The sequence below is a fragment of the Legionella waltersii genome (assembly GCF_001468085.1).
In the GTDB taxonomy this organism is placed as follows: Bacteria; Pseudomonadota; Gammaproteobacteria; order Legionellales; family Legionellaceae; genus Legionella; species Legionella waltersii.
Map to the genome: position 1 here is coordinate 22,055 of NZ_LNZB01000011.1, position 26,415 is coordinate 48,469.

The window sequence follows — 26,415 nt, forward strand, 5'->3', positions numbered from 1 at the left end:
CGCATCAGCTTGTCAATAACGGCATTCGATTAGCTCTATAAATAAACAGATAGTAAAATAAATTCATAACCTAATTTTCTTATTATGGTAAAAGTGGTACAATAAAAGTCTTCGATGAAGGTTTCTATTGACGCCTTAAATTGCAACAATGATTAAACCCAGAGTGCTTGTATTATGAACTCCCATGAGAACCGCGGTTCCATATATGCTATTTTATCCGGATTTTTATATGGGTTCATTGGGTATTTTGGTTTAAATGCAATCAATGGCAACATGTCAGCCAGTAATATGTTGTTTTGGCGATTTTTAATTGCAAGCTTGCTTGTTTTTGTTATTTTACTTCCCCAATTAAAACACATCAAGGAAAGCTATCGCTCGTTGTTTATAGCGTTCTTAACTGGAGCTTTATATTACGGTATTTCTACTTTGTTGTATTTCTTTGCTTCTTTATACATAGGTTCTGGATTATCGATGGTGATTTTCTTTACCTACCCAGTTATGATTATGCTACTCAATTACTTCATTTATGGACAACGAATTCCTGCTGTTTATTATCTAGCTACGGTATTTATTTTAGTAGGTATGATCTTTTTAATTGATACTGGTGATGTGGCTTTTAATTTATTAGGTATAGGCCTTGGGTTAATTTCTGCATTATTTTACGCTTTTTACATGATATCAACCAAGAATAATCAACTAAACCCTACTATATCCACCTTCATGGTTTCTTTAGGTTGCATGACAACTAGTTTTTTTGTGTCGATTTTTAGTAACAGCTTTGCGATACCTGGATCGCTCAGCGTTTGGTATAATTTATTTGGCATCGCCATTATCGCTACAATAATTCCAATTGTTCTTCTCATTCATAGTCTGAAATACATTAGTTCAGAAAAGGCGTCAATTCTGTCTGTGTTAGAGCCCGTTTTTGTGGTTATTTTTGGTGTTTTGCTTTTGGGAGAGGAGCTGAAGTCATGGAATGTTATAGGAATTGTATTAATACTTGCTGGAGCGCTTCTGACTTTATTTAGCCATAAAGTTGATGTGGACTTGATAAAACGTAAATTCATAAGAGCATTCAAACTAGACAGTGACATTTAAGAGTTTAGCCAACGTTCTATATACTCATGTTGGCTCTTGTCAATTAATGCCGGAGCATGGCCAGCATCGTCTATAGAAAGCACGCTGATGTTGTTATGTGTTCTTTGCATTTGTTTGATAATTTCTGGAGTCAATATATCAGAATAAACTCCGTGAACAACTAGAACAGGGCATTTTAGCTGCTTCCATAGATACCATAAATCAATATCGTACAAGATACCTTCTAATGTTTTATGTGGGTGATGCAGAAAGTCCGCAATTAAATGCAATGTGGATTTGGGGTTTTTTACAGCAGGGTCCATTTTGGATACAAAACGATTCGGTCCCTTTTGTTCTACAGTATGTAAAGTAAAGTCATCCCAATCAGATTCCTTAGTAATTCCAAAACCACTGTAATTGATTTTAAAAAGCTGCTTGGCTTCTTCTAGACTCTTAAACTCAGGATCCTTTCCAATGTATTTTGATAATCGCTTTAGTCCATGAATTGGAATTTGCGGTCCAACGTCATTTAAGACAAGTCGTCGTATTGGGGAATTTGGTAGTGACGCCAGCATCATTCCAATAATCCCTCCCATAGAGGTCCCTATCAAATCGATGTTTTGTGATTCGGATCTCGAAATCATACACGCCATATCTTGAGTATATTGCGTGAAATTATAATTACTAGGGTTGTGAAACCATGAGCTATCACCGCGTCCAACAATGTCTGGGCATAGTACATGCCTTCCTTTAGAGCTTAGGTGGTTAGCTATGTGATCAAAGTCGCGGCCATTTCGCGAGTAGCCATGTATGCAAAGCACTGTAGGAGCTTGGGGATCCTTGACTCCCCATTCCGTGTAGGCAATGTGGTGGAACCCTTCTGGAGATACCCCAAGAAAGTATTTATTTTTCATGGTCTAATTATCTAAGTATTAATACCAAATAGACGAATAATTAGCAGCCCCACAGCATCCAGAATCGTAATTGGTATATTCATAACTATTGGAACAACAGGTGGATCCGCAGCTACTTAATGCCAGTGATGAACAAATAACAACTAAGGCCAATATTGTTTTTTTCATGACTTGTCCTTGTCAGGTTGTGTAATTTAAATATACTACATGATTCTGAAAAAATCGAATCGACTAATGGTGTATCTTTATGATCTGACTCATTATAGTTTTACTCGTGATTTGAGAGAATTGTTTAATCCAAAATACTTACACAGAGGTTATCTTGGTAAACAAGTGTGATTGAGCTGTCTTTCTCTAAGCTGAGACTGCCGCAAGATACACTTTCACCAAAAATGGAATCTTTTCTAATTCCAAACAAATACGTTTTATTTTTTGGACCTCTTGTTGAATAGGAGTTGCCTAAGGACCCATAATTGAGACCGTTCACCGTGAAACCTATTGCCACAACATTCTTTTCATTCGAATGAACCGTTATTTTAATGGTTTCTCCAGCAAAGGCATCTAAAGCAAGTAAAAAACAAAATAGGGCACTCCATACGCCTCGAAATAATGTCATCATCCTTGATCCTATCAGTTACAGGACTTACGAAACACTACAATCTCTTCGTTAAAAGCATGGTTAATTCGGTCCTTTAGTCCGTCTAAACGCCCTCATTAAAAATGTCTTTTGCCTCGACCTCGGGTTTATTCGTAAGTCTTAAGTTAATGTTTGCAACCAGAAACAATAAATAGAAATTAAGCTTTTGTCCATTGAATAATGATCCTCTAACTTAAATTGTATTTTGTATTGTCTGTTAGGCTTTAGCCCAACAGATCTATTTTTACATGAGTTGCAGCCATTGCAATTTCCCCAATTCATAAAGAAATTCACGATTGGGTTTAGGTTCTAAGAAAGTGATAAGATCTGCAATAGCAATAAAGCGATGGTTCGCGATTAATGAGATCAATTCGTCAGATACATCTGCAACATCCCATTCACAGCCGTTAATCGAACAGTTTTGGATGGAGCCCTGTTTGTCCTTTATATAGGCTATTCGGCATGCAGAATCACGCATTAGTCCTTTCCCTTTTTTCATCTTTTCAATGAACTTATCAAGTGAAGGGGGTTTTTCTAATGGGTAGGGGAGGTGTTGTTCAGCGCTCTGATCCAGTCGTGTCACAAACCCTGCAAACCATGATTTAAGTGTGCTTTCATCGTCCAATATTTGCTGAATTAAGTGCTTTGCATTATTCCATGCGGTTTGAGGTATTTCTGAGGTATTCTTTAGATCAGACCAATCAGGGTCATGGTATAGCGTTTTGAACGCTCCCTTTTCTGACAAGTAATCCCCCAAGCTATCCCATAATTCTTGTCCTTGATAGCTTCTGTATCCAAAGGAGTATGTCATGCATTCATCCGATTGAGCAATTCCATAATGTCCTATATGTGGGGGTAGGTAGAGCATATCACCTTCTTCCAATAGAATTTCTTCCTCAACAGCAAACTCTCTCATGATCCGAAGTTCTAATTCAGGAATGTAGTTTTCCGGTGTACATTGTTGGGAAGTTAAAGACCATAATCGCTTACCTTGTGCCTGATAGAGGAATACATCGTAGTTATCGTAATGCGGGCCTACTCCTCCAAATAATGTAGCGAAACTTATCATGACATCATCGACACGCCATTGGGGTAGGAAATTGAAATGATCCAATAAAGCATATACTTCTGGGATAACTCGATCTACCCCTTGTACTAACAAAGTCCAATAGGCGTTAGGAAGTGAACTAAAATCTTTATCCGTAAATGGTCCTCTTTTTAAATGCCATTGCGGGGATTGATTCGGGGTTTCCCAGACAAGTCGGCTTTCTATCTCTTCTTCAAGAGCAAGACCTGCGAGTTCATCCGGAGAAATAGGATTGTTAAAACCAGGAAATGCTTGGCGAATGACAAGCGGCTTTTTTTGCCAATAATTGGTTAAAAAGCTTGATATGGATAGGTTATTTAGATTAAGCATTGTATTAATTATGTCATAAATGAAAAGTAGCTCATTTAATCATTAAATCACTTTTCTGGAAACTTTTGCTTTCACTTTGACGTGAGCCAGTTGTCTTCTAAACACTTTAAACAAGGCTACTGTTTCTTTAGTGTTTTTGTACTGATCACCGGTTGATTGGCATAGTCTTAGATCTTCGTATTTATTAAGAAATGACTCAATAATTGCACTTAGATTAGGTGCATTGGTTTGCAATTGTGAGCAGGCTGCTTTTAAAGTAGTTGATGGAAGGCCGTAGACATGAAATCGATGAAGTTCTTTTTTTAAAAGACGATATTGCGTTTGTAGGGGATCTTCGCATTTGCGTTGTTGCCACCAGTATAAAAAAGCCACAAGAATGATAAAAACAACAAGAGAATAGGCGGCCATTTGTAACAGTTGGCTAAATCCCCACTGGCTTAGTCCAAGGTTGTCCAATAAATCTCGCTGAGCATCTAAGTTGTAAAATAAGAACCAACGTTCAACAAAGAAATGAATCGACTCCAACATCAGTTTCGTTCGTTGCCACCAACTCATGGTCGATACATTCAAATAGGTTCTTTGTTCTGCACTATTTGTGAGAAGTTGTTTATCAATTCGTGTAGGAGAGATGTACGCTGTTGGATCAAAGCGTTGCCATCCTTGATTGTTTGTCCAATACTCAAGCCAAGCATGGGCATTTTTCTGTTTAATGGTCAGGTATTTTGCGAAAGGATTCCATTCTCCTCCTTGATAACCTACTACCACGCGAGCAGGTATTCCTGCTGAACGTAAAATAACCGTAACTGCACTAGCATAGTGCTCACAGAATCCTTTTTTGGAGGAAAACCAAAATTCATCGATTTGGTTTGACTGATTTGACACTCTAGGTGGATTAAGGGTATACCAGAACTCTTCATGATGAATATAGTCTTTTAGAAATGCTATAAAACGATTGGGATCGTTCTCTGTTTTCGCAAAGTTCTCTTTGGCCCATTGGATAATTTGTGGATTAAGGTATTTAGGTAATTGCGTATTTAATTTCAAATCCTGTGCTGTTGGAGGTTTAATCGGTTCAGACGCAGTCACTATGCTATAGGAAAATCGTTGGTTAATGAACCCTTTTGATTGACTGACTAAACCAATGTCTGATGAAAACAACAGTTTTGGATAGGCGTATTTGGGGTAATCTAAATAAAACAACCACTTTTTCTGATTGGGCTCCATGAGCACTTCATAATCAGCACTTTCATTATTGATCAATTCTTTTAAGAGTGGGAAGGTTGAGCTAACCTGCGAGGACGGGCTCCAAGTAGTTCCATTGTAAAAAGAAAAAATGAGGCCCTTCCAATAACCATTAGTGATGGGAGTATCTTTAAATAAGACTCTAAATGCGATACTGTCATCATCAAATAAGCTTCCAATCGATCCAGGATTCATTGTTTCACTAAATCCTGTTTTGGCTTGAATTAAGGAAGGAACTTGCCATAATGGACTTGCTAACCTAGGAAAGACATAAAACAATACAAAAGTCAGTGGAACAGCAATGATGACTTGCTTTAAACTGCTCGTCCCAAGCTGATTAAGAGAGGCTTGGGGAGCACAAAGCTTAAGCATTAATGACAGGTTCGCTAAGACACTTACTAGGACGTAAATCATAATCCATAACTCTTGAATGACGATCAGAGAGGCAAAAACAAGATAAAAGTTACATAAGATAAGTACTTTAATGTCGCGAATAGTATGTGTTTCAATCACTTTCAAAGCAATAAAGGTCAATAAAAACCCAATAAAGAAACCACTGGATACTATAGAGCCATACTGGACCTTTAATAAAACTGTACAAGTGAATACAAGGCCAATTCTTACCCATTTGCTGATTAATGGATAAGCAAAATAATCTGCTGTCAGCTTATAACAAACAGCCAAAACGACCAATAAAAATATCCACCAAGGTGCCATAAATAAATGCGGCAAATAGCAAATCAGCAAAACCATCAACGCATGCCTAATAATAATCATGAGTTGTTGATGAGAGAGTTGGGGGTTCATTGATAGCTCGCTAACTGTCGTAAGCACTGTTGTAGGTGTTCAGGTCCACGACCTAAAGGACGTGAAGAGCTATTTAGTTGCAAACTATATTGCTGCTGGTTTGTTTCAGCTTCATTGAGCCAATAACTTAAGTGTTGTAGTTGTTGTTCTAAGTCTAGGTTTGTTAGGCACTTTAATGAAAATTGCCACTGGGTACCTACAGCATTATCCATTTGCTTAACATACCAACCTTGTTCCTTAGCTGCGATCTTCCAAGCAATTAAATTAGGTTGTTCCCAGGGTGATTCCACTTGACGCAAATCATAGAATTCATTATCTCCAGGGGAAAGACTGTTTTTATTATCCTGGTTCATCATAGGTGGTGGCCAAAACCCAGGATTAATAGGTTGCGGATAGACATAATATTGGATATCAAATTGAACATATCCCCATACTTTAAAAATGCCAAAAGGATATAAACTAGAGACAGTAATCCGGGGGAGATGAAAGCATCCCCGTTCACTTGTCATAATAGGTAGAACAAATTGAATGCCTTCTTGTGGAATCGATTCAAGTCGAGTACTGTCTTGTTGAGCCAATTTAAATTCCAACCCAAAATGAATTTTTCGATTTGCTTTAATGAGAATAGTAAGTTGAGCTGGCGTGTTTTGGTAACTGTCTTCAATTGAAACCAGCTGAAAAGATAGGTTTTTTAAATTAGCGTGAGCTTCCCAGGCGCTAACCAATGCGACAACGGCTAATAAAAAGGTCATTAGAAAAATAGTACTAATTTGATAATTAATCGCACCAGAGAAAAAGGAGAGCACTACTAGGCCATATATCCATCCGAATCCTGAAGGTAAAATATAAATGTTATGAGAGCCGAGTACTTGGGGGGTTTTTTTAGGGATTCGACGACTCACCCAATTATCCCAAATGGCTCTTGTTCTTTTTGTTATGGATTTAATCACACTGGAACCTCAACTTCATTCATAAGCAATTCACTAGGACTGATTTGGGTTTGTGTTTTCTTGATAACCAGGCGATGGTTGACTACTGCTGGCATGACGGCTTGGATGTCATCTGGGCGGACAAAATTTCGTTCATCTGTCTTAGCAAAAGCTTGTGCGGCACGGATTAATCCCATGCCAGCTCTGGGGCTTAAGCCATGAACAAACCAGCCTTGGTTTCTACTTGCGGCTAATAGGGATTGTACATAATCAAGAATTAGGTCCGAAACCATGATTTTCTGACAATCCTTTTGCCATTCAGCCAATTGAATGGGGGTAATGATTGATTTTAATTCGGTCAGATGACTGTTTAAATTAGGCTTTTTAAGCAATTCACGCTCGGCATTGGGTGGGGGATAGCCGATCACCAGGCGCATCAGAAATCTATCCAATTGTGATTCAGGAAGCGGGTAAGTACCTGTGTGATAGGAGGGGTTTTGAGTGGCGATGACAAAAAATGGTTGGGGAAGCTTTTCGGTTCCTGTTTCAGTAGTGACCTGTTTTTCTTCCATAGCCTCAAGAAGAGCACTTTGAGTTTTGGGTGTCGCTCTATTGATTTCATCTGCCAAAATAAGCTGAGAAAATAGAGGTCCTTTGTGAAAACAGAAGGCTTTGAGTTGTTGATCATAAATGGAAACACCTAGAAGATCGCTCGGTAATAGATCGCTGGTGAATTGAATACGTCTGTATTGCATTCCAGTCAGTTGCGCTAAAGCATGGCTAAACGTTGTTTTTCCCATTCCTGGAATGTCTTCAAGTAATAAGTGTCCATTCGCTAATAAGCAGCTTATACCTAAGCGTATAACTTCTTCTTTCCCTAATAGGGTATGGCATAAAGCTTCTTGCAATAATTTGATCATCATGAAGCCATTTTTTATGTTTATTATTGCAAAGTATAGACCGTTATCATGAAATGCGTTGTTTACTTGCTGTTTTGTAAAATGCTCTCTAACTCTCCTTTGGCTTGTCTAGAAAAGCTAATTAAATCGGCTTCTTTATCAAAAAATTCGAAAGATTTGTACAATATTTCTTCGTCATATTTTTGAAACGCTGACGCTTTTTTCTCAACATCCGCATCTTTATAGCCAAGACCTTTCAATATTTCCTTGGTCATGGTTAACGAAGAGTCGAACAATTCTCTTTTGAAATAGTGGACACCTAGTTTATGCAATTCATAGGCATGGCGTCTGTTTCTGGCTCTAGCATAAATGGTTAAGTTTGGAAATTCTTGTTTGGCTAGCTTTACAATTTCAAGACTAGCTTCTGGGTTACCCATAGTGACTACTAGCATTTTAGCATGCGCAGCTCCTGCACTCGTCAATAAATCAAGACGGTTTGCATCACCAAAGTAACCGGTGTAGCCAAACTTCCTTAATAATTCGATTTGATCGGGATTTTTTTCCAATACAGTTACCTTTAGTTTTTCACCAGTCAGAAAGCGTCCTATAATTTGGCCAAAGCGACCATAACCGGCGATGATTATGTCGCTATGATCATGAATGGAGTCATAGCTATGTTCTGGTAATTTGCTCATTAATCTAGGGATTAAGTATTGTTGGTAGATCAGTATTAAAAACGGGGTAGTAAGCATTGATAATGCAACAATCAAGGTATATAGACCGCTTAATTCAGGGCTAATTACCTTTGACATACTCGCATATTGAAAAAGGACAAAGGCAAATTCTCCGCCTTGAGATATTGCAGTTGCAAAGCCAATTGCTTGAATTTTAGTAAGTTTAAAAAGTAGGCCTAGCATGACGAGAACGAAGACTTTGATTGCTACCAATCCAAATACTGCGGGGATGATAAAGCTCATGTCTTTATAAAATAAATTAAAGTTTATACCCATGCCTACGGAGATAAAGAACAATCCAAGCAAGAGTCCTTTAAATGGCTGTATATCCGCCTCTACAGTTCGTTTGTATTGCGAGTTAGCTAGTACAGTACCTGCAATAAAAGCACCTAATGCAGGTGAAACACCGACTTTTTCCATTAAAAGAGCGATTCCAACAACTAAAGCAAGCGAAAAAGCTGTGAATACTTCTCGAATGTTTGTTTTTGCAATGATTAAAAACAAATGTCGAGAAGCGTAATGGCCAATTAGTATCACTGCACCAATGATTCCTGTAACAAGTAAAGCATGCATCCAATTAGGCAAATTAGAGATAGATGCAGCCATGTGAGTATCGATATTAACAGACATGTTGTGGCTGCCTAATAAGGGCAAAATAATTAATATGGGGATTACTGCAATGTCTTGGAATAACAGAACGGCAAAGGCAGTTTCACCTTCAACTGTTTTGAGAAGATTTTTTTCTTGTAACATTTGTAAAACTAGGGCTGTTGATGATAGAGACAAGGCCATGCTAATTGCTAAGCTGGTTTTCCAGGCATAACCCATGAACATGCCAATAGAGGTTAACAAGCCTGTCGTTAAAATAACTTGTAAGCCACCTAAGCCGATTATGAGCTTTCTTAATTTCCACAAGGTTTTGGGTTCCAACTCTAAGCCGATTAAAAAAAGCATCATAATCACACCAAACTCTGCAAAATTCATAATTTGATGTGGATTGCCTATTAATTTTAATCCATAAGGCCCTATGAGAACGCCAACAAGAAGGTAACCAATGACTGAACCTAAGCGAAATCGACTAGCGATAGGTACCATAATGCTTGCAGTAGCAAGGAAAATAAAAATATTTAATAAAAAATCGCCATTCATCATCTAGTCCTAATGCAAATTCTTTGAGTCACTTGATGGCTAAACACTGCGCCAGCTACAGCCAATAGGATGGGTATTAAAAACACAAAATTAATTCGAGTAAACTCAAATATCAAAATAATCGCAGTTAAAGGCATTTTTTGGGCTGCAGCAAGAAACGAGCTGGCACCAATGATTGCAAAACCTGTTAGTGGGGCTGGCGGTAGAAATGCATTCCAAATACCTCCTAAGACGATCCCAAGTAGGGCTCCATTGGCTAAAGAAGGCGTTAATAATCCTCCTTGCGCACCTACACGAAAACTAGTCCATACAATCAGGGTTCTTAATATAAACACTAAAGCACTCATACAGATGCTTAGCGCATGTGTAAACTCTATTTGTGCTGGGCTTTTACCATTTCCAAGGAGCTCCGGGAAGTATATTGCTAGGACCCCAATAAGACAAAAATTAATGATGCAGCATGGGATCATTGTCCAATCGCGTAAGGCTCTTTTTCTTTGAAGATTAGCAATATAACTAAACCAAAAGGCAAAAAAACCTATGATTGGGCTAGCTATGATTGCCCACACTATCAATGAAGCATTTAAGTTAAACTCTGGGGGGGTGTAGATGGTTTCATTTCCTAAACCCCACCAAGACACTAAAACAGCAATGGCTGAGGAAGTTAAAGCCATTAGTACTATGTTTCGATTGTAGGTGCAAAGCAATACTTCAAGTACAAATAATGCACCACCTAATGGAACATTATAGACAGCAGCTAAACCTGCGCCTGCGCCACAAGCCAGCATAATTTTGCATTCCATGGGACTTAGGCCAAATTTTACGGATACCCAGCTGGAGAACAGTGCACTAACTTCACGTGGGGCGACCTCTCTGCCAAGTGGAGAGCCCAGTGCAATGGTAATAATTTGTAAAAGCGCATGAGCTGTTGTACTTAAAAAAGGCATTGGTTGTTTGGTTCTTATGGCATTTGCAATGCTAACAAGGGGTTTCCCATACCGATAAACAACCCACCATCCAAATCCAGCAATTAAGCCACATAGTGTTAAAATAAGGACCCTTCTTTCTGGAGATGATGCGCTTACACCTTCTAGGAAACTTTCATTACTTATGATTTGCAGGGGACTGTAGCCATAAGCAATATGTTGTAAATAGTGGAGAAGTAAGGCAAGTGACATTCCGAGTAGGCCGGAGCCCACTCCAACTAAAAGGGTGACAAAAATTAACTTTTTATGCTGTCTGGATAGTATTCTCAATTTTACCCTTATCTAGTCCATTGTTGATTTTCGTATTGTTGAAAAAATTCAAGCTGTTCTTTTAGCACAAATGGATGAGCTTGAACATGGTCAAGAGTATTACTTACTGATTTAATCCATACAAAATCACTGTGTTGTTTGAATACCTCATAGGCCATTTCAGCACCTGCATAAGGCACATCTTTATCGCCTTTAGTCCCTACCAATAATAATGGTGCAGTTGGAATAAAACCATAATGATTAAAGTTCATTTTTAGACTGTCTGTGTTTTTATCCTTTTCGTTAATGATTCCATCAAAAAAACTGGATTGAAATATGAATTTAGGATCTTGTGGAAGTGCTTTGAGAATATCTGAAGTACTGTGAAGTCCATCTAAAAGACTTGGAATTTGGGTGTTGAAGGGAGGAGTAAATATTTCATCAAAGTTTGCCCAGTAATGCCTATATGTTTGCAGAGAATAAAAGAAATAAGCCAAATAGGCTGTAGCACGAGGGCCTGGTTCAAGCATTACAAAATTCATGGTTTCCTTCCAGTCGAAAGGGGCAGACCCCGCAGCAACTGCTGTAATCGGTATGTCTGGAAAATCGTTAGCAAGCAACTCAAACATGACCATGGTGGTGAAGCCTCCTTCTGAATATCCAGTAAGATATAACTTATCGTTTACTGGATAACGAAGAGCGCTTGCTAATTCTTTAGCAGCTAACAACATATTCACACTACTGCTTGCAAGGGTATCTGCTTGCACATAGGGGTGGATAGGCAAGTCATTATCTCCTAATCCAAGATAGTCAGGCATCACGATCATAAAGCCTGCACTGCTGCCTAATGCTGCAAGATACATGTGGTTTTTTTCATTGTTTCTTGAGGGCACATCCTTTTTTTCAAAGCGTGTTCCGTGATGGTAGCTGACTATGCTTACGGGTTTAGTAGGGGAAATAGGCATAGCTACTAAGCCAGAAGCAATGGATATACTGCCATCAGGTGCGGGGGTTTGATAATTGATTTTGTAAAGTTGCAGATCATGATGGACATGGAGTGTATCCAGTGGAGGCATTTTTTTTAAGGCTAATTCAGCAGTATGCTGTGAAAAGTTTCCTAAGGAAACATAGCTAACTAATTGTTGTGTGGGACTATAGGCATTGACACTAAAACTAACAATGAATAAAAAAAAGGTATAAAAAACGCGTTTAACTGATTGCATTGACAATTCTCATGGCTTTAAAAAGCAATGATAATTGCATGTTTATTAAAGAGAATCAAACGGAAGGTATTCATTTTTTTATTGAATTTTTAGCGCTTACCTAGAGGCTAGGTAGAGGAAAATAAATATAAATAATAAAACAAAGGAGAAGCTCAATCTATAGCTTAATTTTAAGAATAAGAATTTTTTAGACAGTATATGACAAGTTTGGTAATAGTCCGTTAACAGTAAATTGTATACTTCCTTTTCATCTTTGAGGATATTAAAATAAGTGCCTTTATACTTTGTGTATTCCTGTTTAGCAACCCAACCAAAAAATAACTTATTACTGATGTCTGAATCAGAACTTTTAACGTATACAGGACTTAAAACTAGAATAGAGCTTGTAATGATGGCACCGAGTAAAAAGACGGGTACAAATAATAGAGCATGGAAAGTGTGTGTCGCCGTATAATTGACTAAAGCAATTAGCATTAAGAAATTAGTACCCAATAAAAAACTGGCTTTGTTGTCAGCGATACTTATTAGTTGCAGGTTATTCTGAACCATCGTGACAAGAAGTGATATATCTAATGGTAAAAAGCCTGAAGAGCGTTGTTCGGTATTTTCTGACATAGAATCTTATGAATTCATATAGAGATAATTATTAAAATAAGTGAGCTGATGGGTTTAGTCAATCTTTGTTTGGCTGAGATAGATCTCCCTACAAGTTGATTCATTTAAAAAATTCAAAATCAAGTCTTTTTTTTAACTATTTTTTTGGATAATATTAAAAACGAATTTTTACCTTCTCTTCTAAAATCCCTGTGGATATTGTTTGTCACTCCCATTTTTGAAAATTGAAAAATTTATTTGTACCTCTTGCAATTCCGCATAATATATGGGTTTCTAATTATTAGTCCAATTAAAATAGAGGATTCACTTATCCACAATTTCTGTGGATAACTCTGTGAATACTAATTCAGCGTTTACTAAATTCAGCGACTTAAAATAATGGATTTGATTTATACAGATCAATGCACTCAACATTGATATACCTCTGTTGTTATGATATTATTTTGAACAGTTTGAATTTTTTTAAATGAAATGGAACTCAACTTGGAATACCCAACAAATCAAGGATTCAGTCAGCCAACTTTAACAGCAATTCGATTCATGCTAAATTAAAGCTTTATTAAAAATGAAAGGCATTATGAAATTACTCAACTATTTTCCGTGGTCTAAAGAAGCATGGGTTTCGTATGCACAATGTCGTTCCACACTCTGGTGGCCTTTGAGTTATCTTTTTTTAGCTCCACTCGCTGTTCTTATTATTTTGGGGGCAATTCTTCCTTTGAGTTTGTTTTTGAAAGGATGGATAAGCTTTGATCATGCTTTTATTAATTATCCATATATGTTGTTGGTTTCATCACTTGTATTTTTTGCACTATTTCCTTTTTTAGATGGACTCTATCGATTAATTAAAGATCAGTTAGCAGGAAATGAATTTGATGAAAATACAGCTTTTAAGCACATAAGACATTCAAAGCCTATGGCAATTGCCATGGGGCCTATTCTCCTTGGAATACTTCTACTTGAGTTTTTGGGCTCATTGTTTCTGCCTTTTAAATTAGCTGCTCTGGTGATTTATCTCTTAGCAGTATTTACGCCTATTTTGTGTGTCTATGATTCTGAGATATCATGGCACAAGGCTTGGGAGTCTATCCAGTTTGCATTGAACAATAAAAAACTAGTATTGCAGGTATGGGGCATGAGACTGCTCATTCTTGTAGCTTTGATATTACCTTGGGTCATCGTCGCGTTAACAGGAAGTCACAAGGCATTAAAGGCATTAACCATTGTCTTGGCTATTCCAAGTTTTGTGTATTTGTTTGTAAAAATTTTACCCTTTTATTTTTATTACCCTGCTTACGTCCATAAGCAAATCGAACAAGGTTAGTATTCATCCTCAGTTCTGTGGGTTTAACTAATTGGCTTCCTTACGGCCACAGCTAGTATTTGTATAGATAAATCTTGCAGTAGCTGTAAGGAAACGAGAGTTGTATTTTTAGTAACAACGTAATTGCCCCCACATATTTCTCCAGCAGCCTGGATGATAAGGGGCAGGGGTTGCAAATGGTCCTGGGTGGTTTGGAACACAAGTACCATTGTATATTGCTGGATGATATCCTTCGCCACAACCTCCAGCAGCATTAGCTACGGATGTCATGCTTAGCGCCATAAAGAACAAACCGGACATTACTACCATTTTTAACAACCCTGAACACATAGAACGTGTATTCATGGTATCCTCCTTTTGTTGTTTTACTGTTTTTCTAACACACAGAGTAAGTATAGGATCAAATTACAGAATATGGGTGAAATATGATCACAAAGTGTTTGCATAGACCATTTTGGTGTTTGCGTTTTCCTCCTCCTCTCCATCGATCTCTTATTTACCTCTGGCCAACCGAGCCATGACCCTAAGGGTGTAGATAATAATTACAAAAGCATGCTGACTTGTTGGGCTCACTGTACGAGCATATGCAACATAAGCTCGTTTTATTTTGTACTACTATTATTAAATAATAAGTCTTTTTAAGAGCGCTCTCTAAAAAAGGAGTGGGTCAAATTTAGATGAAATTAGGGTTCAAGAGCAATGGAAAGATTTCAGAATCGCTATCAAGCAGGTCAATTACTGAGTGAGAAACTAAAACATTACGCAAATCGCAACGATGTAATCGTTTTAGCGTTGCCTCGAGGAGGGGTGCCTGTTGCAGCAATGATAGCAAAGGAGCTGCATGCATCTCTGGATGTAATGATAGTAAGGAAACTTGGAGTCCCTGGCCATGAAGAGCTTGCATTTGGTGCATTAGCGAGCAATGGTGTAAAGGTTTATAACAAAGATTTATTAAAACAGCTGTTTTGGTTGACAAGCGAGCAAATTGATTCCGTAATTGCAAAAGAAGAAAAAGAGCTGATAAGGCGGAATAAAACGTACCGTGGAGATAATCCATTTCCTTTGATTAGGGATAAAATCGTCATTTTAGTCGATGATGGCATAGCTACTGGAGCAAGCATGCGTGCTGCAGTTATGGCCGTGCGTCAAGAAAATCCAAAAAAAATAATTATTGCTGTGCCGGTTGCTCCACTTGATACGAGTTCAGTTCTGACAAAGTTGGTGGATGACTACGTTTGTTTATTAACACCAATCGATTTCTCAGCGGTAGGTCTTTGGTATGATGATTTTTCTCAAACAGAAGATGATGAAGTGATTCTTCTTTTAAGGGATTTTATGGCGGGTGTGTCTTGATGCAGGTGGTGAGATGCCTTTTCTTTCGTAGAAAGAAAAGGCTGGATGGTGTTAAGCAGTATACTGAACACCGAACAAAGCAGCATTAACTGTAGGATTTTGATCGTTAACGTTTAAGCTTGCTCTTAAAGTACCTAAATTCAAATTCCCTGTTGTTTTAGGACTTGCCCCAAAGGCGACTAGATAGGAACCAGTAATGGCCAAGTTTTCATTAATGTTATAGGCTGCGCCTAATTTAATTTCTGGAAGTACGGCGGCTTTATTTGTTTTAATTTCTAGGGTATCAATCAAAGGAAAGCCAAATGGGGCAATGGAGGCGTTGCTTTTGGTTGACATGTTTTGAATCATTGCGCCAACCTTGCCCGACAATGTGAAATAGGTTTGGATATAACTTATTCCGAAAAGGGCATCAAACCCAGTCAATGTATTGCTTATTGTTAAGTTAACTGGGGCAGCTGCGATACCGGTCCCTGTTGTTGGGGAATAAGACGATTTACCATAGTAACCCCAAGCAACCTCACCAGTTAAACCAAATTGATCATCCCACATACTGATCATGCCTGCTGCTAAGCGAGCGGCAAACCCATCGTTTTTTTCTGTTGATGTGAGCGATGTATTACTTCCTGTAATGGAATAATTGTATCCATCAATTGAATTCCAAGCGTATCCACCTTCAAGGGAGAAAAAGGGATTAACGGACAAATTGGAGTCCCCCATACCTCCAGCATTGGAGTTAGAGATTAATGCTGAGCTGATCAAGGAAATTAAGAGTAGTCTTTTCATTTGTTATACCTGCTCCTTGCCAATGATTTGTTTGTAATTTGTATAATTTAAAACAGAACGAAGAGGATGACAATCGATTTATTTTTTGGAATTCAATGTTTTTTAACGAAGAGATTGGGTGTTTTTCGTAAGCATTTCAAGCACCAAGTGCACCACATAAACTAGATAACTTCAAACAATCAACCCCTTTTCCTCCCTTCGGGCACCTTCTCCCCATTCCTGGGGCGAAAGGGAAATTGAAGGCAGTTATTTAGAAGTCCTGAGCTAAATGAGGTCATGAATCAGCTTGGTAAGGAAAGTAGCATTTGGCTTTTGCACTGATTTTATTGGAACTTTTACAAGCTATTCACAAAGTTATTCACAGAAATTGTGGATAACCCAAAAGACAATTAGTTCCTGATATTTTAAATATCGTTATAAATCAATTGGTTAGTAATTTTCTTGTGGTTTATCTATCGATGAATTACCTAATGAGCTTAATTTATCCACAAAGCGTATCCGATGAGGCTTATGCTGTGTTTAATCCCTTGGGATAATGACCTATTGTCCTATAAGCGCGATTAAGCTCTTAGAGGTGAACTATTAGGTTTCATATCAAGTTGTCGTCGCGCTTCCTCTCTAACCCCCATTATTAAACCAGCTAACCTATTAAGAACCATCAGCTCTCTCTCCAGTCGCCTTGCGGTAGATGACAAGCCTATTACTCATTCAACGCATCAACTCAAATGACCACATACCCTAGTGATTACTTCCAGATTGCGCTGGATTTGATGATTTATTGACTGTTTCGTAATAGTCTTGCAAGTCTATTAAAGCTGATTCTAATGCAGAGGTATTGTATATATCAGACTTGGTTTTAGAGATTAACTCTTCATATTCCTCCACAATATAACTTAACTCGGAATGACTGTCTTCAAATGCTTGTGCATCGATTCGTTGTATCTGAGTCAATAGATCATCAAACTCTATTTTTAACTGATTGAATTGGGTTTTACTTCCATTGTCGGAAGGTGTGATGGGTTGATCCTCTGATTCATCCTTTTTTTGAGTTAGTTTATACACAAGAATAAACAAAAGGACTCCCACTGGGATTAAGGCCAATAAACCAAGATAGATGTTTGAATTTTGAGCAGTGCTGGTATCTATGGTTTTATCTGTACAAATTCCATTATCAGAAGCACAGGTTAGGGTTGTATTGGTTGGTGTACTATTAAATAAAGAAGGATAATGCACAGGTTCAACACTGGCAGTATACCCGCTTTGTATGGCGGGAGTTATTGGGGGTGCAATTTGAGCTGGTGTAGGAGGGCTAGGCAGTCCCTTCAATTCATGTTGGGTGCTAATCCAATTGTGCATTGAACCTATGAGTTTATTGAGTTCTTGTGTTTGTCCCGTAATGGTTTCAAAGGATGAACCTGCGATTTTGGGATTTGATAAATGGTTAACTACGTCATTGACTTTTGATGTTAGCTTGCCTTGGGTTTTAGATAGGTCAGAGGTAGTTGAAGGATACTGAGAAAGTGTATCTTGGTTTTTAATGTAGGTGTTTAATTTCTCTTGTTCGTTACTAAACCACTTTTTAAAAAGAGATAGATCTTGCTCATCTCTTATCGCTTTATGATAGGCTTGGGTGTTTTCCTCAATGATTTCATTAATATGCACGGAGGAGTCCCCTATAAAGAGATTGATTTCGTTGAGCAAAGTAAGCATTTGTCTTTTGAATTGATAAACAGTATAGACTTCACCAGCTTGACCTAGAAGATCAGAGATATCTTGAATGACCTTTTGAAATCGCTCAAGTTCATTGAGATCGGATACTGCTTTACCATAATGATCAAGCACTTTGTCGCTACTGGAAATTAATTTGAAATCCTTACAATCTTTTAGTTGCTTTGAGGAAAGAAATAAGGACGGTATTGGGTTCGTTGTTAAATCAGTGGATTTAGATGCACATTCCTTTGCTGCTTGGGTGGGATAGGCCGATTTGTCGTCGATTCTTTGCATTTGGTACTCATAAGGATGGGGATTTACTTTATTCTGGTTAAGAGCGAAATGGAGCACGCGATTGCGCTCGGTTGACAGTCTTCGAATTTCTTTAGATAACTCACCTAACTTGTCTCGCAACAATTGGGTTTCCAATTTGTAATCTAGGTGAGGTTGTATTTTACTATCCACCACCTGTCGAAAATTGGCTAGAAATAGGCGATCTGACCCAACCAGGGGAGAGATGTTCTTTTCTACAGTTCGAACGTAGCGTGTGATCAGCTCCAATTGTTCTTTAACTTGCTGAATGTTTGGATTTTGGCTCAATCCCTTCAACATATTATTCACATCAAGTAGGACATAATTCATAGGATGGTTTAGATGGTCACTTGATAGATCTTGTGTTCGCAACAGTAAATAATCGCCCACGTTTTGCATTAAATCATAAATAGGAGGCCATTCCATGCGTTGGCTATCTATAGGACGCACATGAAAATCCTCTTGAGTTAGACCATGTCGAGGTCGGTATGCATTGGAAAAAAACCATGAACCTTCGTAGACGTTAATTAAAGCCTGATCATCACTAGCGAACCAAGAGCTTGGATTTACTAAATAATCCGAATGAATGCCTGAGCTAGCACGGGTTTTTAACACCCATTCCCTAAAACTTAACTCTTCCTGTGTATAACAACTTTCAGAATACAACAAGAAACGTCTGGTGTCTGGCATCGGTCGGTAAGTTGCTACAAATTCCCTTTTTTCTCTTCCCATACTTCTCACTCCTTGAGAAAACAAAAAAACATAAGGGTCACATCCTGTTGACAATAGGTTTTTTTGCTGTCGACTAATAACATCCCTAACCAATTAGGTAATTATTGCTCCAATTATTTGATAACACTGTTTGACTTATTAAGCAATAGTTGAACAAATCTTTTGTATTTCCCAGTTTTTTGGTAAATTATTCATTTAATTCTGGGAATTCTTATGCCTTCTTTTGATATTGTTTCTAAAATGGATGAAGTAGAGTTACGTCATGCGGTTGATAACTCTGTACGTGAAGTTGGAACGCGATTTGATTTCCGAGGTGTTGAAGCAACTATTGAGTTAAAAGAATTAACGGTAACATTGCGATCTGAATCCGATTTTCAAGTTAGACAGCTAGAAGACTTGTTTCGAAATCATTGTTCAAAAAGGAATGTCAGCACCCTAGGGGTTGAGATCGAAGACAAGCCTATTCACAGTGGCAAATTTTATTCATTAAACATGACGTTTAAACAAGGAATTGACCAACCTGCTGCTAAAGACCTTGTGAAATTCATTAAAGAATCCAAGGCAAAAGTTCAAACGTCTATCCAGGGCGACAAAGTAAGAGTAAGTGGTAAAAAGCGAGATGATTTGCAAGAAGTTATTGCTCTACTTAAAAAATCGGATATTGAGCTACCTTTGCAATTTGAGAACTTTAGAGATTAGTCCCAAGCATTAATCTTTGTTACTCACTTCAGTGAGCTTTTTACTCTCATAGACTAGCTTAACAAATTCTTCATGTGGCAATGGCTTACTGAATAAGAAACCTTGTCCATAATGGCACTTTTTGGACACGAGGTACTTCAATTGTTGTAGGGTTTCTATTCCTTCAGCAATAATTCTCATTCCTAACTCTTGGGCTAATTTAATAATGATATCAATAATAACGACTTTTTCGTGGTCGTTCTGAATGTCTGCAATAAAGCTCTTATCGATCTTAAGACAATCAATGGGGAGAGAATTGAGTCGATTTAAAGAGGAATATTCTATTCCAAAATCATCTAAAGACAATCTAACTCCCATGTCTGATATGGAGTTGAGCACTTTAGATATTTCAGAGTTGTCACCAATTAGCAAATTTTCAGTTATTTCGAGTTCAATATATCCAGATGGGATATCGTAATCATTAATTGTTTGCTCTAAGGCTCTAAGAAATTGGTTGTTCGCTAATTGTATTGGTGAAATATTGATGGAAAAGGTTAATTTAGAATTGAATTTATCAATCCATTGTCTAATTTGTTCACAAGACCTTTTTATAACCCACTGACCTAGATCAACGATGAGTCCTGTGCTTTCAGCTACGGGTATAAACTCGCCAGGACTAACAGTGCCCAAAGTCTCATTCGTCCACCTTAAAAGAATCTCGGCACCAACTACTTCCGAAGTGATTAAATTATATTGAGGTTGGAAATAAAGAGTAAATTCATCATTATGTAGGGCTATACGTAAATGACTTTCAAGCTCCGACTCTCTGTGTTGCAGATAACCCAATTGCTCGGTGTAAAAATGATAGTTGTTTTTGCCACTGTCTTTAGACTTATACATCGCCAAATCTGCTTTTCTTAATAAATCTTCCGTGGTACTGCCATCAACGGGGAAGATGGATATACCTATGCTGACTGTTACAGTGATCAGTTTTCCATTAATTGTGTAAGGGGTATTGATCTCATTTAAAATTCTTTCCGCTAAATGGCGGGCGTTCGAAGCGGTTTTTAAGCTTTGTGAAATTAGAGTGAACTCATCTCCTCCAACTCTTGATACTAAATCCCCTTTGCGGACTAATAGTTTTAGACGATTTGAAAATTGTTTTAAAAGTTCATCTCCATGGATATGTCCAAACGTATCATTAATGGCTTTAAAATTATCTAAATCAATAAGTAACAAGGCTAAAGACGAGCTGTTTCTAAGGGCATTGGCTATGGATTTATCCAATAATTCTTCAAACTCTCTACGGTTAAATAAATTGGTTAAAGAGTCATGGGAGGCAATGTATTGCAGTTCATCCTGCTTTATTTTTAGTTTTTTCTGAGCATTAAGTACAGCAGAGTAGGACAGTACGTAATTAATAACAAAGCAGGTGCAGGGAATAAAATAGGCCAACACTTTTAAAAAATAGGCTATGTTAAAGGCACTGTCGTAGGGTGTATTCGACAAAAGCATGATATAGATGGAGAGCACTACTTGAGTTAATGCCATGTAAAAGATGCAATCGGATAAAATATTGGGATGAAATGTATACGTTTTAGGGTAAATAATGATCATCACTATCAGGTAGATAAAGATCGAAATGAGCTCATAAGGCCTTGATAAATAAGCGTCTTGAAAAAGCATTTGAGGTAGTTCAATCACACCAGCAGCATAGTAAATCAAAGTGACGGCAGTTAAGACTAAAAAAATGGTCAACAAAATAAACGTTCCCAAGTTTAAAGTTTGATCACTTTTAGAGTTCATCATTAACACGAGTCCGATGATTAAAATCAGGCCACTGATGCTGTTAGCGAAAATCCAAACTAAGGCGTCTAAATTATTTTTTTCATTGTAAGTTAAAGAAAGACTATCAATTGTTAGCGAGTGTAATGCCTCAACAGATCCAGAAAACAATACTGATAGACCAATAATCAAGGCAATTTTATTATTGCTTAACCTAAATTGTGTGAAGGCAAGTAATACGGTTACTGCCGCTAGAGAAAAACCAGACCATTGCAACAAGGATTGACGAAAATAACCACGGATTTGTGATTCAAACAGCAATGTATTAGTTGCGCTTTTGGGGCTGATAATGTTTTTGACATTACCAAAATCTAAGCCCCAGTTGATACCTAGATAAGGGAGACCCAAAAGCAAGATAATAATTAAAACTAAAAAATGAGGGACTCGTCTCAGAGTGGTTTCATTTAATAGGAATGAATTGTTCATTATTATACCTTAACATCCTTGTGCCAAATTAATTATTACAAGCATATAATATGCCCATTTTATTCAATGTATTCTGCGGTATAGCGCATGGCCTTCATTTCTGAAGACCAAAAATCAGGGCTAAGCCCCATTTTCACTTTCAAATGACTTAAAAACTCTTCTTTTGACGCAATTGATTCCCAAACACTGGGTAAAAAGGTGGCTTGATAGGCGCCACAGATCAAGATTAATCCGTCAATTCCTTGGCGTATTTGGGATTTCAATTCTTCTTCATTTGTAAAACTTAGCTCTGCTAGAGGACTCAATAAGGAAATGCTTAATGATATGTCATTGAGTTCCTTCGCTTCAACTTGAGGAAAACGAGGATCAGAGAATGCGGCTCGCAATGAGTTATTGATGACATTGTCAGCTAGCAAGTCTTTTGCGACCAAACTCCCCATGCATCCTCGAAGCATGCCGTGCTTTTTAAGAGTAACAAAAGTGGGAAGCCTGAGTTGCAAGAATGGGTGGTATTCTTTGTAATTAATCCGTAGTAACTTATTTTCTTCAGTTTTTAAACGAATGCTATCTTTGGCTATTTTTTTGAGCTCTTCTGCACAGTGATCTTTAACGCTCAATTTATCATAAAAATGAAAAGCAGCGTATCCTACCACTCTGTCTTTATCACCGGCTGTATCTCCCGAGTTTCTTAAATCCAATAACCGGCCAACAATATTATGTTGACGCGCATAGTGCAAAAAACCACGTAAAGGAAAATAACCACAGGCACCCTCATGCAGTATGGCTTCATAGTTTAAGGTATCGATTGAGAAACAGGTTTTCTTATCTTCCAAACAAGCAATCTCATAAGGTAAATAATGACTTAAGTCAGTGCTAATGATGATCAGCGTTTCTTCATCTCCCCAAACTCTCCTCAGAACCTCGGCTACTTCTTGTGGTTTTGTATCGCCGACCACCAAAGGCAGTACTTTGAATTGTTCAAAAATCATTTGACAAAAGGGTAATTGAACTTCTAAACAATGTTCTCTCTGATGTGCTTCAGCTAATGAATGAACAAAGGGTAGATCGGTAATCCGTTGTAATAATTCGTTATCTTGATCTACAAGACCCAAAGGAGTTGCAAACTCATCAACAGGATCATAAGCAATTCCTTTAAAATACAGGGTGTGTGCGGGGCCTAAGATCACAATTTTTTTAATACTATTTTTTTTAGAGGCTAGAGAAGCATAACTTGTTGCTGCGATAGGGCCAGAATAAACATAACCAGCATGAGGTACTATGATGGCTTTAGGAATAGGTGTGTAGACAGGGGCGTTATTGATTAGATCCTGGATGGTTTTTTTTAATAAAGCTGGATCGGATGGATAAAAATATCCCGCTACCGCCGCTTGATGAACATTCAATGACTATCTCCATTACTGCAGTACGGACTATACTTATAAATATAGACTAAGTTGTACTTAAGAGTATTACGATGTTTGATACAATTCCAACCAAGTATTGGCATCCGCTTGAAGATGGACGAATACAATGTGACGTTTGCCCACGTAATTGTAAATTGCGGGAGGGACAACGTGGTCTGTGTTTTGTCAGAGCTAATCTTGATCATCAAATCAAGTTAACCACTTACGGACGATCAAGCGGCTATTGCATTGATCCCATTGAAAAAAAACCATTAAACCACTTTTTACCCGGAAGTCCAGTTTTATCGTTTGGTACAGCAGGTTGTAATTTAGCCTGTAAATTTTGTCAGAACTGGGATATCAGTAAGTCAAAAGATATTGATACCTTAGCAGATTCGGCTTTACCAAAAGACATTGCGAAAGCAGCGAGTGAATTGCACTGCTTAAGTGTTGCTTACACTTACAATGATCCTGTCATTTTTATGGAATATGCGATTGATGTAGCAAAGGAGTGTCACGCAAAGGGTATTTATTCAGTCGCTGTTTCCGCTGGTTATATCAATCCTGAGCCGCGTAAAGAGTTGTACGCTTATATGGATGCTGCGAATATCGATTTGAAAGCATTTACCGAAGAATTTTATTATAAAATTACAGGTTCTCACTTACAGCCAGTATTAGACACTTTGATTTATTTGAAAAATGAAACGAATGTTTGGTTTGAACTAACAAACTTAGTGATTCCTGATGAAAATGATTCTGATCAAGAGTTTGAGAACATGTGCGAATGGATCATGACAAATCTAGGTCCAGACGTCCCTTTGCATTTTTCGGCTTTTCACCCAGACTGGAAAATGATGGATAAGCCACCAACACCTTTCAGCAGTTTACAAAGGGCGAGAGAAATTGCTCTGCGAGCTGGTTTACACTACGTGTATACTGGAAATGTTCATGATACAACTGGAAGCAGTACCTATTGCCCAAATTGCAATTTGCCAGTCATTGTGCGTGATTGGTATACGATTTTAAGTTACCGTTTGGACGATACTGGCCATTGCTTAAATTGCCAAACTCAAATCGCTGGGGTGTTCAAAGGACCAGTGGGGCATTGGGGATGTAAAAGACTGCCAGTTAGATTAAGTCAAATTTAAACAGTGTTGTACTACTTGCTGGATATAGCTACAAACCATCATCCAGTTTGTCCATGACTTTCGAAAAACATTCCGCCACTACTATTCCACTATTGCCATGACGAAAGCGGCTACATCGATCTTCTTGTGTTCCTCGATGATGATCAAACTAATCGTTCAGGGCTGATGTAAATAAATTGTACTATAATTGAATAATGTCCCAGGGAGATAGCATGTCTCATTTATATTTCCTGTATCTATCCATCGTAGTGCTCTTTGCCCCATCACAGACATTAGCTACAGATTTTGATACTCTTCGCACACCTGAGCAGCAACTCAATGCTCAGGATAAAGCCGATCAAGGCGATGCAGAGTCTCAATTTCTATTGGGCGTTCAATATGAAAAGGGCGATGGCGTAGCTAAGGATCCTCAGAAAGCGGCATATTGGTATCAGAAATCAGCGGATAGTGGTTTTCCAGAAGCTCAAAATAATTTAGGAGTTTTATACCTGAATGGAAAAGGTCTGCCCAAAGACCCTAAAATGGCGATGAAATGGTTCACAAAAGCCTCTGAATTAGGGCTTCCTATTGCAGATAATAATCTTGGAATTTTGTATGAAAATGGATTAGGTGTTGAGAAGGATCTATCCAAAGCATTTGCATGGTATAAGAAGTCAGCTGAGGCTGGAAATTCAGAAGGTCAATACAATATGGCCTTCATGTACATGAAGGGGAATGGAATTCCCAAAGACATGAAACAAGCAATAAACTGGTTTACTAAAGCAGCGGAACAAGGTGATTTGGATGCCCAAAACAATCTAGGTGTTATTTACGAGCAGGGCAATGGAGTATCTAAAGATCTGAACACTGCTATAAGTTGGTATACCAAAGCAGCGAATGAGGGCTCTCTTCTCGCACAAACTAATCTTGGAGTACTGTATATGAATGCTGAGCTGCCGATTCAAAATACAGAAAAAGCCATTTATTGGTATAAAAAAGCGGCTGCCCAAGGTGGGGTAAAAGCCCAAAATAACTTGGGATATATTTATGAGCATGGATTAGGGCTTCCAAAGGATCTTAAAAAGGCAATTTATCTTTATGAAAAAGCAGCGGATAAAAACTATGCCATGTCGCAAGGCAATTTAGGCATTTTGTATTTAAACAATAAAGAAGTACTTGATTATAAAAAAGCGTTTTTTTGGTTAAAAAAAGGGGCTGATCAAGGTTACGATGAAGCGCAAAATAACTTAGGCTTGTTGTATATGAAAGGGCAGGGAGTCAAGGTCGATTATTCCATGGCCGAATCTTTGTTTTTAAAGGCAGCAGAACAAGGCTTAGCGAGTGCCCAACATAATTTAGCCATTATGTATAACAATGGTATGGGGGTTCAACAAAATTATAAGCAAGCGTTTTACTGGTACCAAAAAGCTGCTGAACAAGGGTTTGACTTATCTCAAAATAATTTAGCCGTCATGTATTACAAAGGAGAGGGTGTTAAAAAGAATTTAAAAAAGGCGCTTTTTTGGTATCAAAAGGCAGCGGAGCAAGGATTAGACGTTGCTCAGATTAATTTAGGTTATATGTATCTGGATGGTGAGGGAGTAAGTAAGAGTTTTTCCAAAGCAAAATATTGGATTGGCATGGCAAAAGATAATGGCTCTAGCAGTGCCTTAAAAATTTGGAAAGAACAAAAGCTGTGGAAATATTAGGCAACGTCCCTAAAGTTTTTTGTGTACTATACTCTGTACACCTATTTTTTCATTTACTCCAATCTGCCCCCTCTCCCGCGCAAGGAATTTGAATAGTATGATGCTGCTTTTCGCGGGAGAGGGTTGGGGAGAGGG

General features: G+C 38.0%; 22 protein-coding genes. 6 read left to right on the forward strand and 16 right to left on the reverse strand.

Annotated features, from left to right (window positions below; genetic code table 11):
* Positions 1–174: 174 nt before the first annotated feature.
* Positions 175–1,098: a DMT family transporter gene (locus Lwal_RS03100; RefSeq protein ID WP_083500026.1), complete on the forward strand. Its 924-nt coding sequence runs from the start codon at positions 175–177 to the stop codon at positions 1,096–1,098.
* Here Lwal_RS03100 and Lwal_RS03105 read toward each other — a convergent pair.
* The 11 genes from Lwal_RS03105 to Lwal_RS03150 all read right to left on the reverse strand — a co-directional run bounded on the left by Lwal_RS03105 (position 1,095) and on the right by Lwal_RS03150 (position 12,878).
* Positions 1,095–1,991 (reverse strand): alpha/beta fold hydrolase, encoded by an 897-nt coding sequence (locus tag Lwal_RS03105; protein WP_058479463.1) that lies wholly within the window; start codon positions 1,989–1,991, stop codon positions 1,095–1,097. The two genes, Lwal_RS03100 and Lwal_RS03105, sit on opposite strands and share 4 nt — an antisense overlap.
* A gap of 18 nt (positions 1,992–2,009) precedes the next feature.
* A complete protein-coding gene (locus tag Lwal_RS17615; RefSeq protein ID WP_165481853.1) occupies positions 2,010–2,159 on the reverse strand; it encodes a hypothetical protein in 150 nt (49 codons plus the stop codon).
* A 124-nt stretch (positions 2,160–2,283) separates the two neighbouring features.
* The gene (locus tag Lwal_RS03110) at positions 2,284–2,610 is read right to left on the reverse strand and encodes a hypothetical protein (protein WP_058479464.1); all 327 of its coding nucleotides are present in this window, start codon (positions 2,608–2,610) and stop codon (positions 2,284–2,286) included.
* Between the two features lie 262 nt (positions 2,611–2,872).
* The gene (locus Lwal_RS03115) at positions 2,873–4,045 is read right to left on the reverse strand and encodes a JmjC domain-containing protein (RefSeq protein WP_058479465.1); all 1,173 of its coding nucleotides are present in this window, start codon (positions 4,043–4,045) and stop codon (positions 2,873–2,875) included.
* A 42-nt stretch (positions 4,046–4,087) separates the two neighbouring features.
* Positions 4,088–6,094 (reverse strand): transglutaminase TgpA family protein, encoded by a 2,007-nt coding sequence (locus tag Lwal_RS03120; protein WP_058479466.1) that lies wholly within the window; start codon positions 6,092–6,094, stop codon positions 4,088–4,090.
* Entirely contained in the window at positions 6,091–7,044 is a 954-nt protein-coding gene (locus Lwal_RS03125; protein ID WP_058479467.1) for a hypothetical protein, read from the reverse strand. The genes Lwal_RS03120 and Lwal_RS03125 overlap by 4 nt, the downstream gene beginning before the upstream one ends.
* Positions 7,041–7,943 (reverse strand): AAA family ATPase, encoded by a 903-nt coding sequence (locus Lwal_RS03130; protein ID WP_058479468.1) that lies wholly within the window; start codon positions 7,941–7,943, stop codon positions 7,041–7,043. Before Lwal_RS03130 ends, Lwal_RS03125 begins: the two co-directional genes overlap by 4 nt.
* A 62-nt stretch (positions 7,944–8,005) precedes the next feature.
* Positions 8,006–9,805 (reverse strand): monovalent cation:proton antiporter-2 (CPA2) family protein, encoded by a 1,800-nt coding sequence (locus Lwal_RS03135; RefSeq protein ID WP_058479469.1) that lies wholly within the window; start codon positions 9,803–9,805, stop codon positions 8,006–8,008.
* A complete protein-coding gene (locus tag Lwal_RS03140) occupies positions 9,805–11,061 on the reverse strand; it encodes a chloride channel protein (RefSeq protein WP_058479470.1) in 1,257 nt (418 codons plus the stop codon). Before Lwal_RS03140 ends, Lwal_RS03135 begins: the two co-directional genes overlap by 1 nt.
* 8 nt (positions 11,062–11,069) lie before the next feature.
* The gene (locus tag Lwal_RS03145; protein WP_058479471.1) at positions 11,070–12,263 is read right to left on the reverse strand and encodes an alpha/beta hydrolase family protein; all 1,194 of its coding nucleotides are present in this window, start codon (positions 12,261–12,263) and stop codon (positions 11,070–11,072) included.
* 96 nt (positions 12,264–12,359) lie between these two features.
* Positions 12,360–12,878, reverse strand: a complete 519-nt coding sequence (locus tag Lwal_RS03150; protein ID WP_058479472.1) for a Pycsar system effector family protein — start codon at positions 12,876–12,878, stop codon at positions 12,360–12,362.
* A 577-nt stretch (positions 12,879–13,455) separates the two neighbouring features.
* Between Lwal_RS03150 and Lwal_RS03155 the strand changes: the two genes are divergently transcribed.
* Positions 13,456–14,202, forward strand: coding sequence for a hypothetical protein (locus Lwal_RS03155; RefSeq protein ID WP_058479473.1), 747 nt, complete (start codon positions 13,456–13,458; stop codon positions 14,200–14,202).
* 108 nt (positions 14,203–14,310) lie between these two features.
* Here Lwal_RS03155 and Lwal_RS03160 read toward each other — a convergent pair whose 3' ends face one another.
* Entirely contained in the window at positions 14,311–14,547 is a 237-nt protein-coding gene (locus Lwal_RS03160; protein WP_058479474.1) for a hypothetical protein, read from the reverse strand.
* Between the two features lie 354 nt (positions 14,548–14,901).
* Between Lwal_RS03160 and Lwal_RS03165 the strand changes: the two genes are divergently transcribed.
* The gene (locus Lwal_RS03165) at positions 14,902–15,555 is read left to right on the forward strand and encodes a phosphoribosyltransferase (RefSeq protein WP_058479475.1); all 654 of its coding nucleotides are present in this window, start codon (positions 14,902–14,904) and stop codon (positions 15,553–15,555) included.
* Between the two features lie 51 nt (positions 15,556–15,606).
* Here Lwal_RS03165 and Lwal_RS03170 read toward each other — a convergent pair whose 3' ends face one another.
* Together Lwal_RS03170 and Lwal_RS03175 are read right to left on the reverse strand one after the other, a co-directional pair.
* Positions 15,607–16,338: an autotransporter outer membrane beta-barrel domain-containing protein gene (locus Lwal_RS03170; RefSeq protein WP_058479476.1), complete on the reverse strand. Its 732-nt coding sequence runs from the start codon at positions 16,336–16,338 to the stop codon at positions 15,607–15,609.
* A gap of 738 nt (positions 16,339–17,076) precedes the next feature.
* A complete protein-coding gene (locus Lwal_RS03175; protein ID WP_058479477.1) occupies positions 17,077–19,092 on the reverse strand; it encodes a hypothetical protein in 2,016 nt (671 codons plus the stop codon).
* 213 nt (positions 19,093–19,305) lie between these two features.
* On the opposite strand from Lwal_RS03175, the gene Lwal_RS03180 reads away from it, so the two are divergent.
* A complete protein-coding gene (locus Lwal_RS03180; protein WP_058479478.1) occupies positions 19,306–19,791 on the forward strand; it encodes a YajQ family cyclic di-GMP-binding protein in 486 nt (161 codons plus the stop codon).
* 9 nt (positions 19,792–19,800) lie between these two features.
* Here Lwal_RS03180 and Lwal_RS03185 read toward each other — a convergent pair whose 3' ends face one another.
* Together Lwal_RS03185 and amrB are read right to left on the reverse strand one after the other, a co-directional pair.
* Entirely contained in the window at positions 19,801–22,041 is a 2,241-nt protein-coding gene (locus Lwal_RS03185; protein ID WP_058479479.1) for a bifunctional diguanylate cyclase/phosphodiesterase, read from the reverse strand.
* A gap of 59 nt (positions 22,042–22,100) precedes the next feature.
* Positions 22,101–23,444 (reverse strand): AmmeMemoRadiSam system protein B, encoded by a 1,344-nt coding sequence (amrB, locus tag Lwal_RS03190; protein ID WP_058479480.1) that lies wholly within the window; start codon positions 23,442–23,444, stop codon positions 22,101–22,103.
* A 71-nt stretch (positions 23,445–23,515) separates the two neighbouring features.
* On the opposite strand from amrB, the gene amrS reads away from it, so the two are divergent.
* Together amrS and Lwal_RS03200 are read left to right on the forward strand one after the other, a co-directional pair.
* Positions 23,516–24,592 (forward strand): AmmeMemoRadiSam system radical SAM enzyme, encoded by a 1,077-nt coding sequence (gene amrS, locus Lwal_RS03195; RefSeq protein ID WP_058479481.1) that lies wholly within the window; start codon positions 23,516–23,518, stop codon positions 24,590–24,592.
* Positions 24,593–24,804: 212 nt separating this feature from the next.
* Positions 24,805–26,280 carry a tetratricopeptide repeat protein gene (locus Lwal_RS03200; protein WP_058479482.1) on the forward strand — a complete coding sequence of 492 codons (1,476 nt, stop codon included), beginning with the start codon at positions 24,805–24,807 and terminating at the stop codon, positions 26,278–26,280.
* The last annotated feature ends 135 nt before the right edge of the window (positions 26,281–26,415 follow it).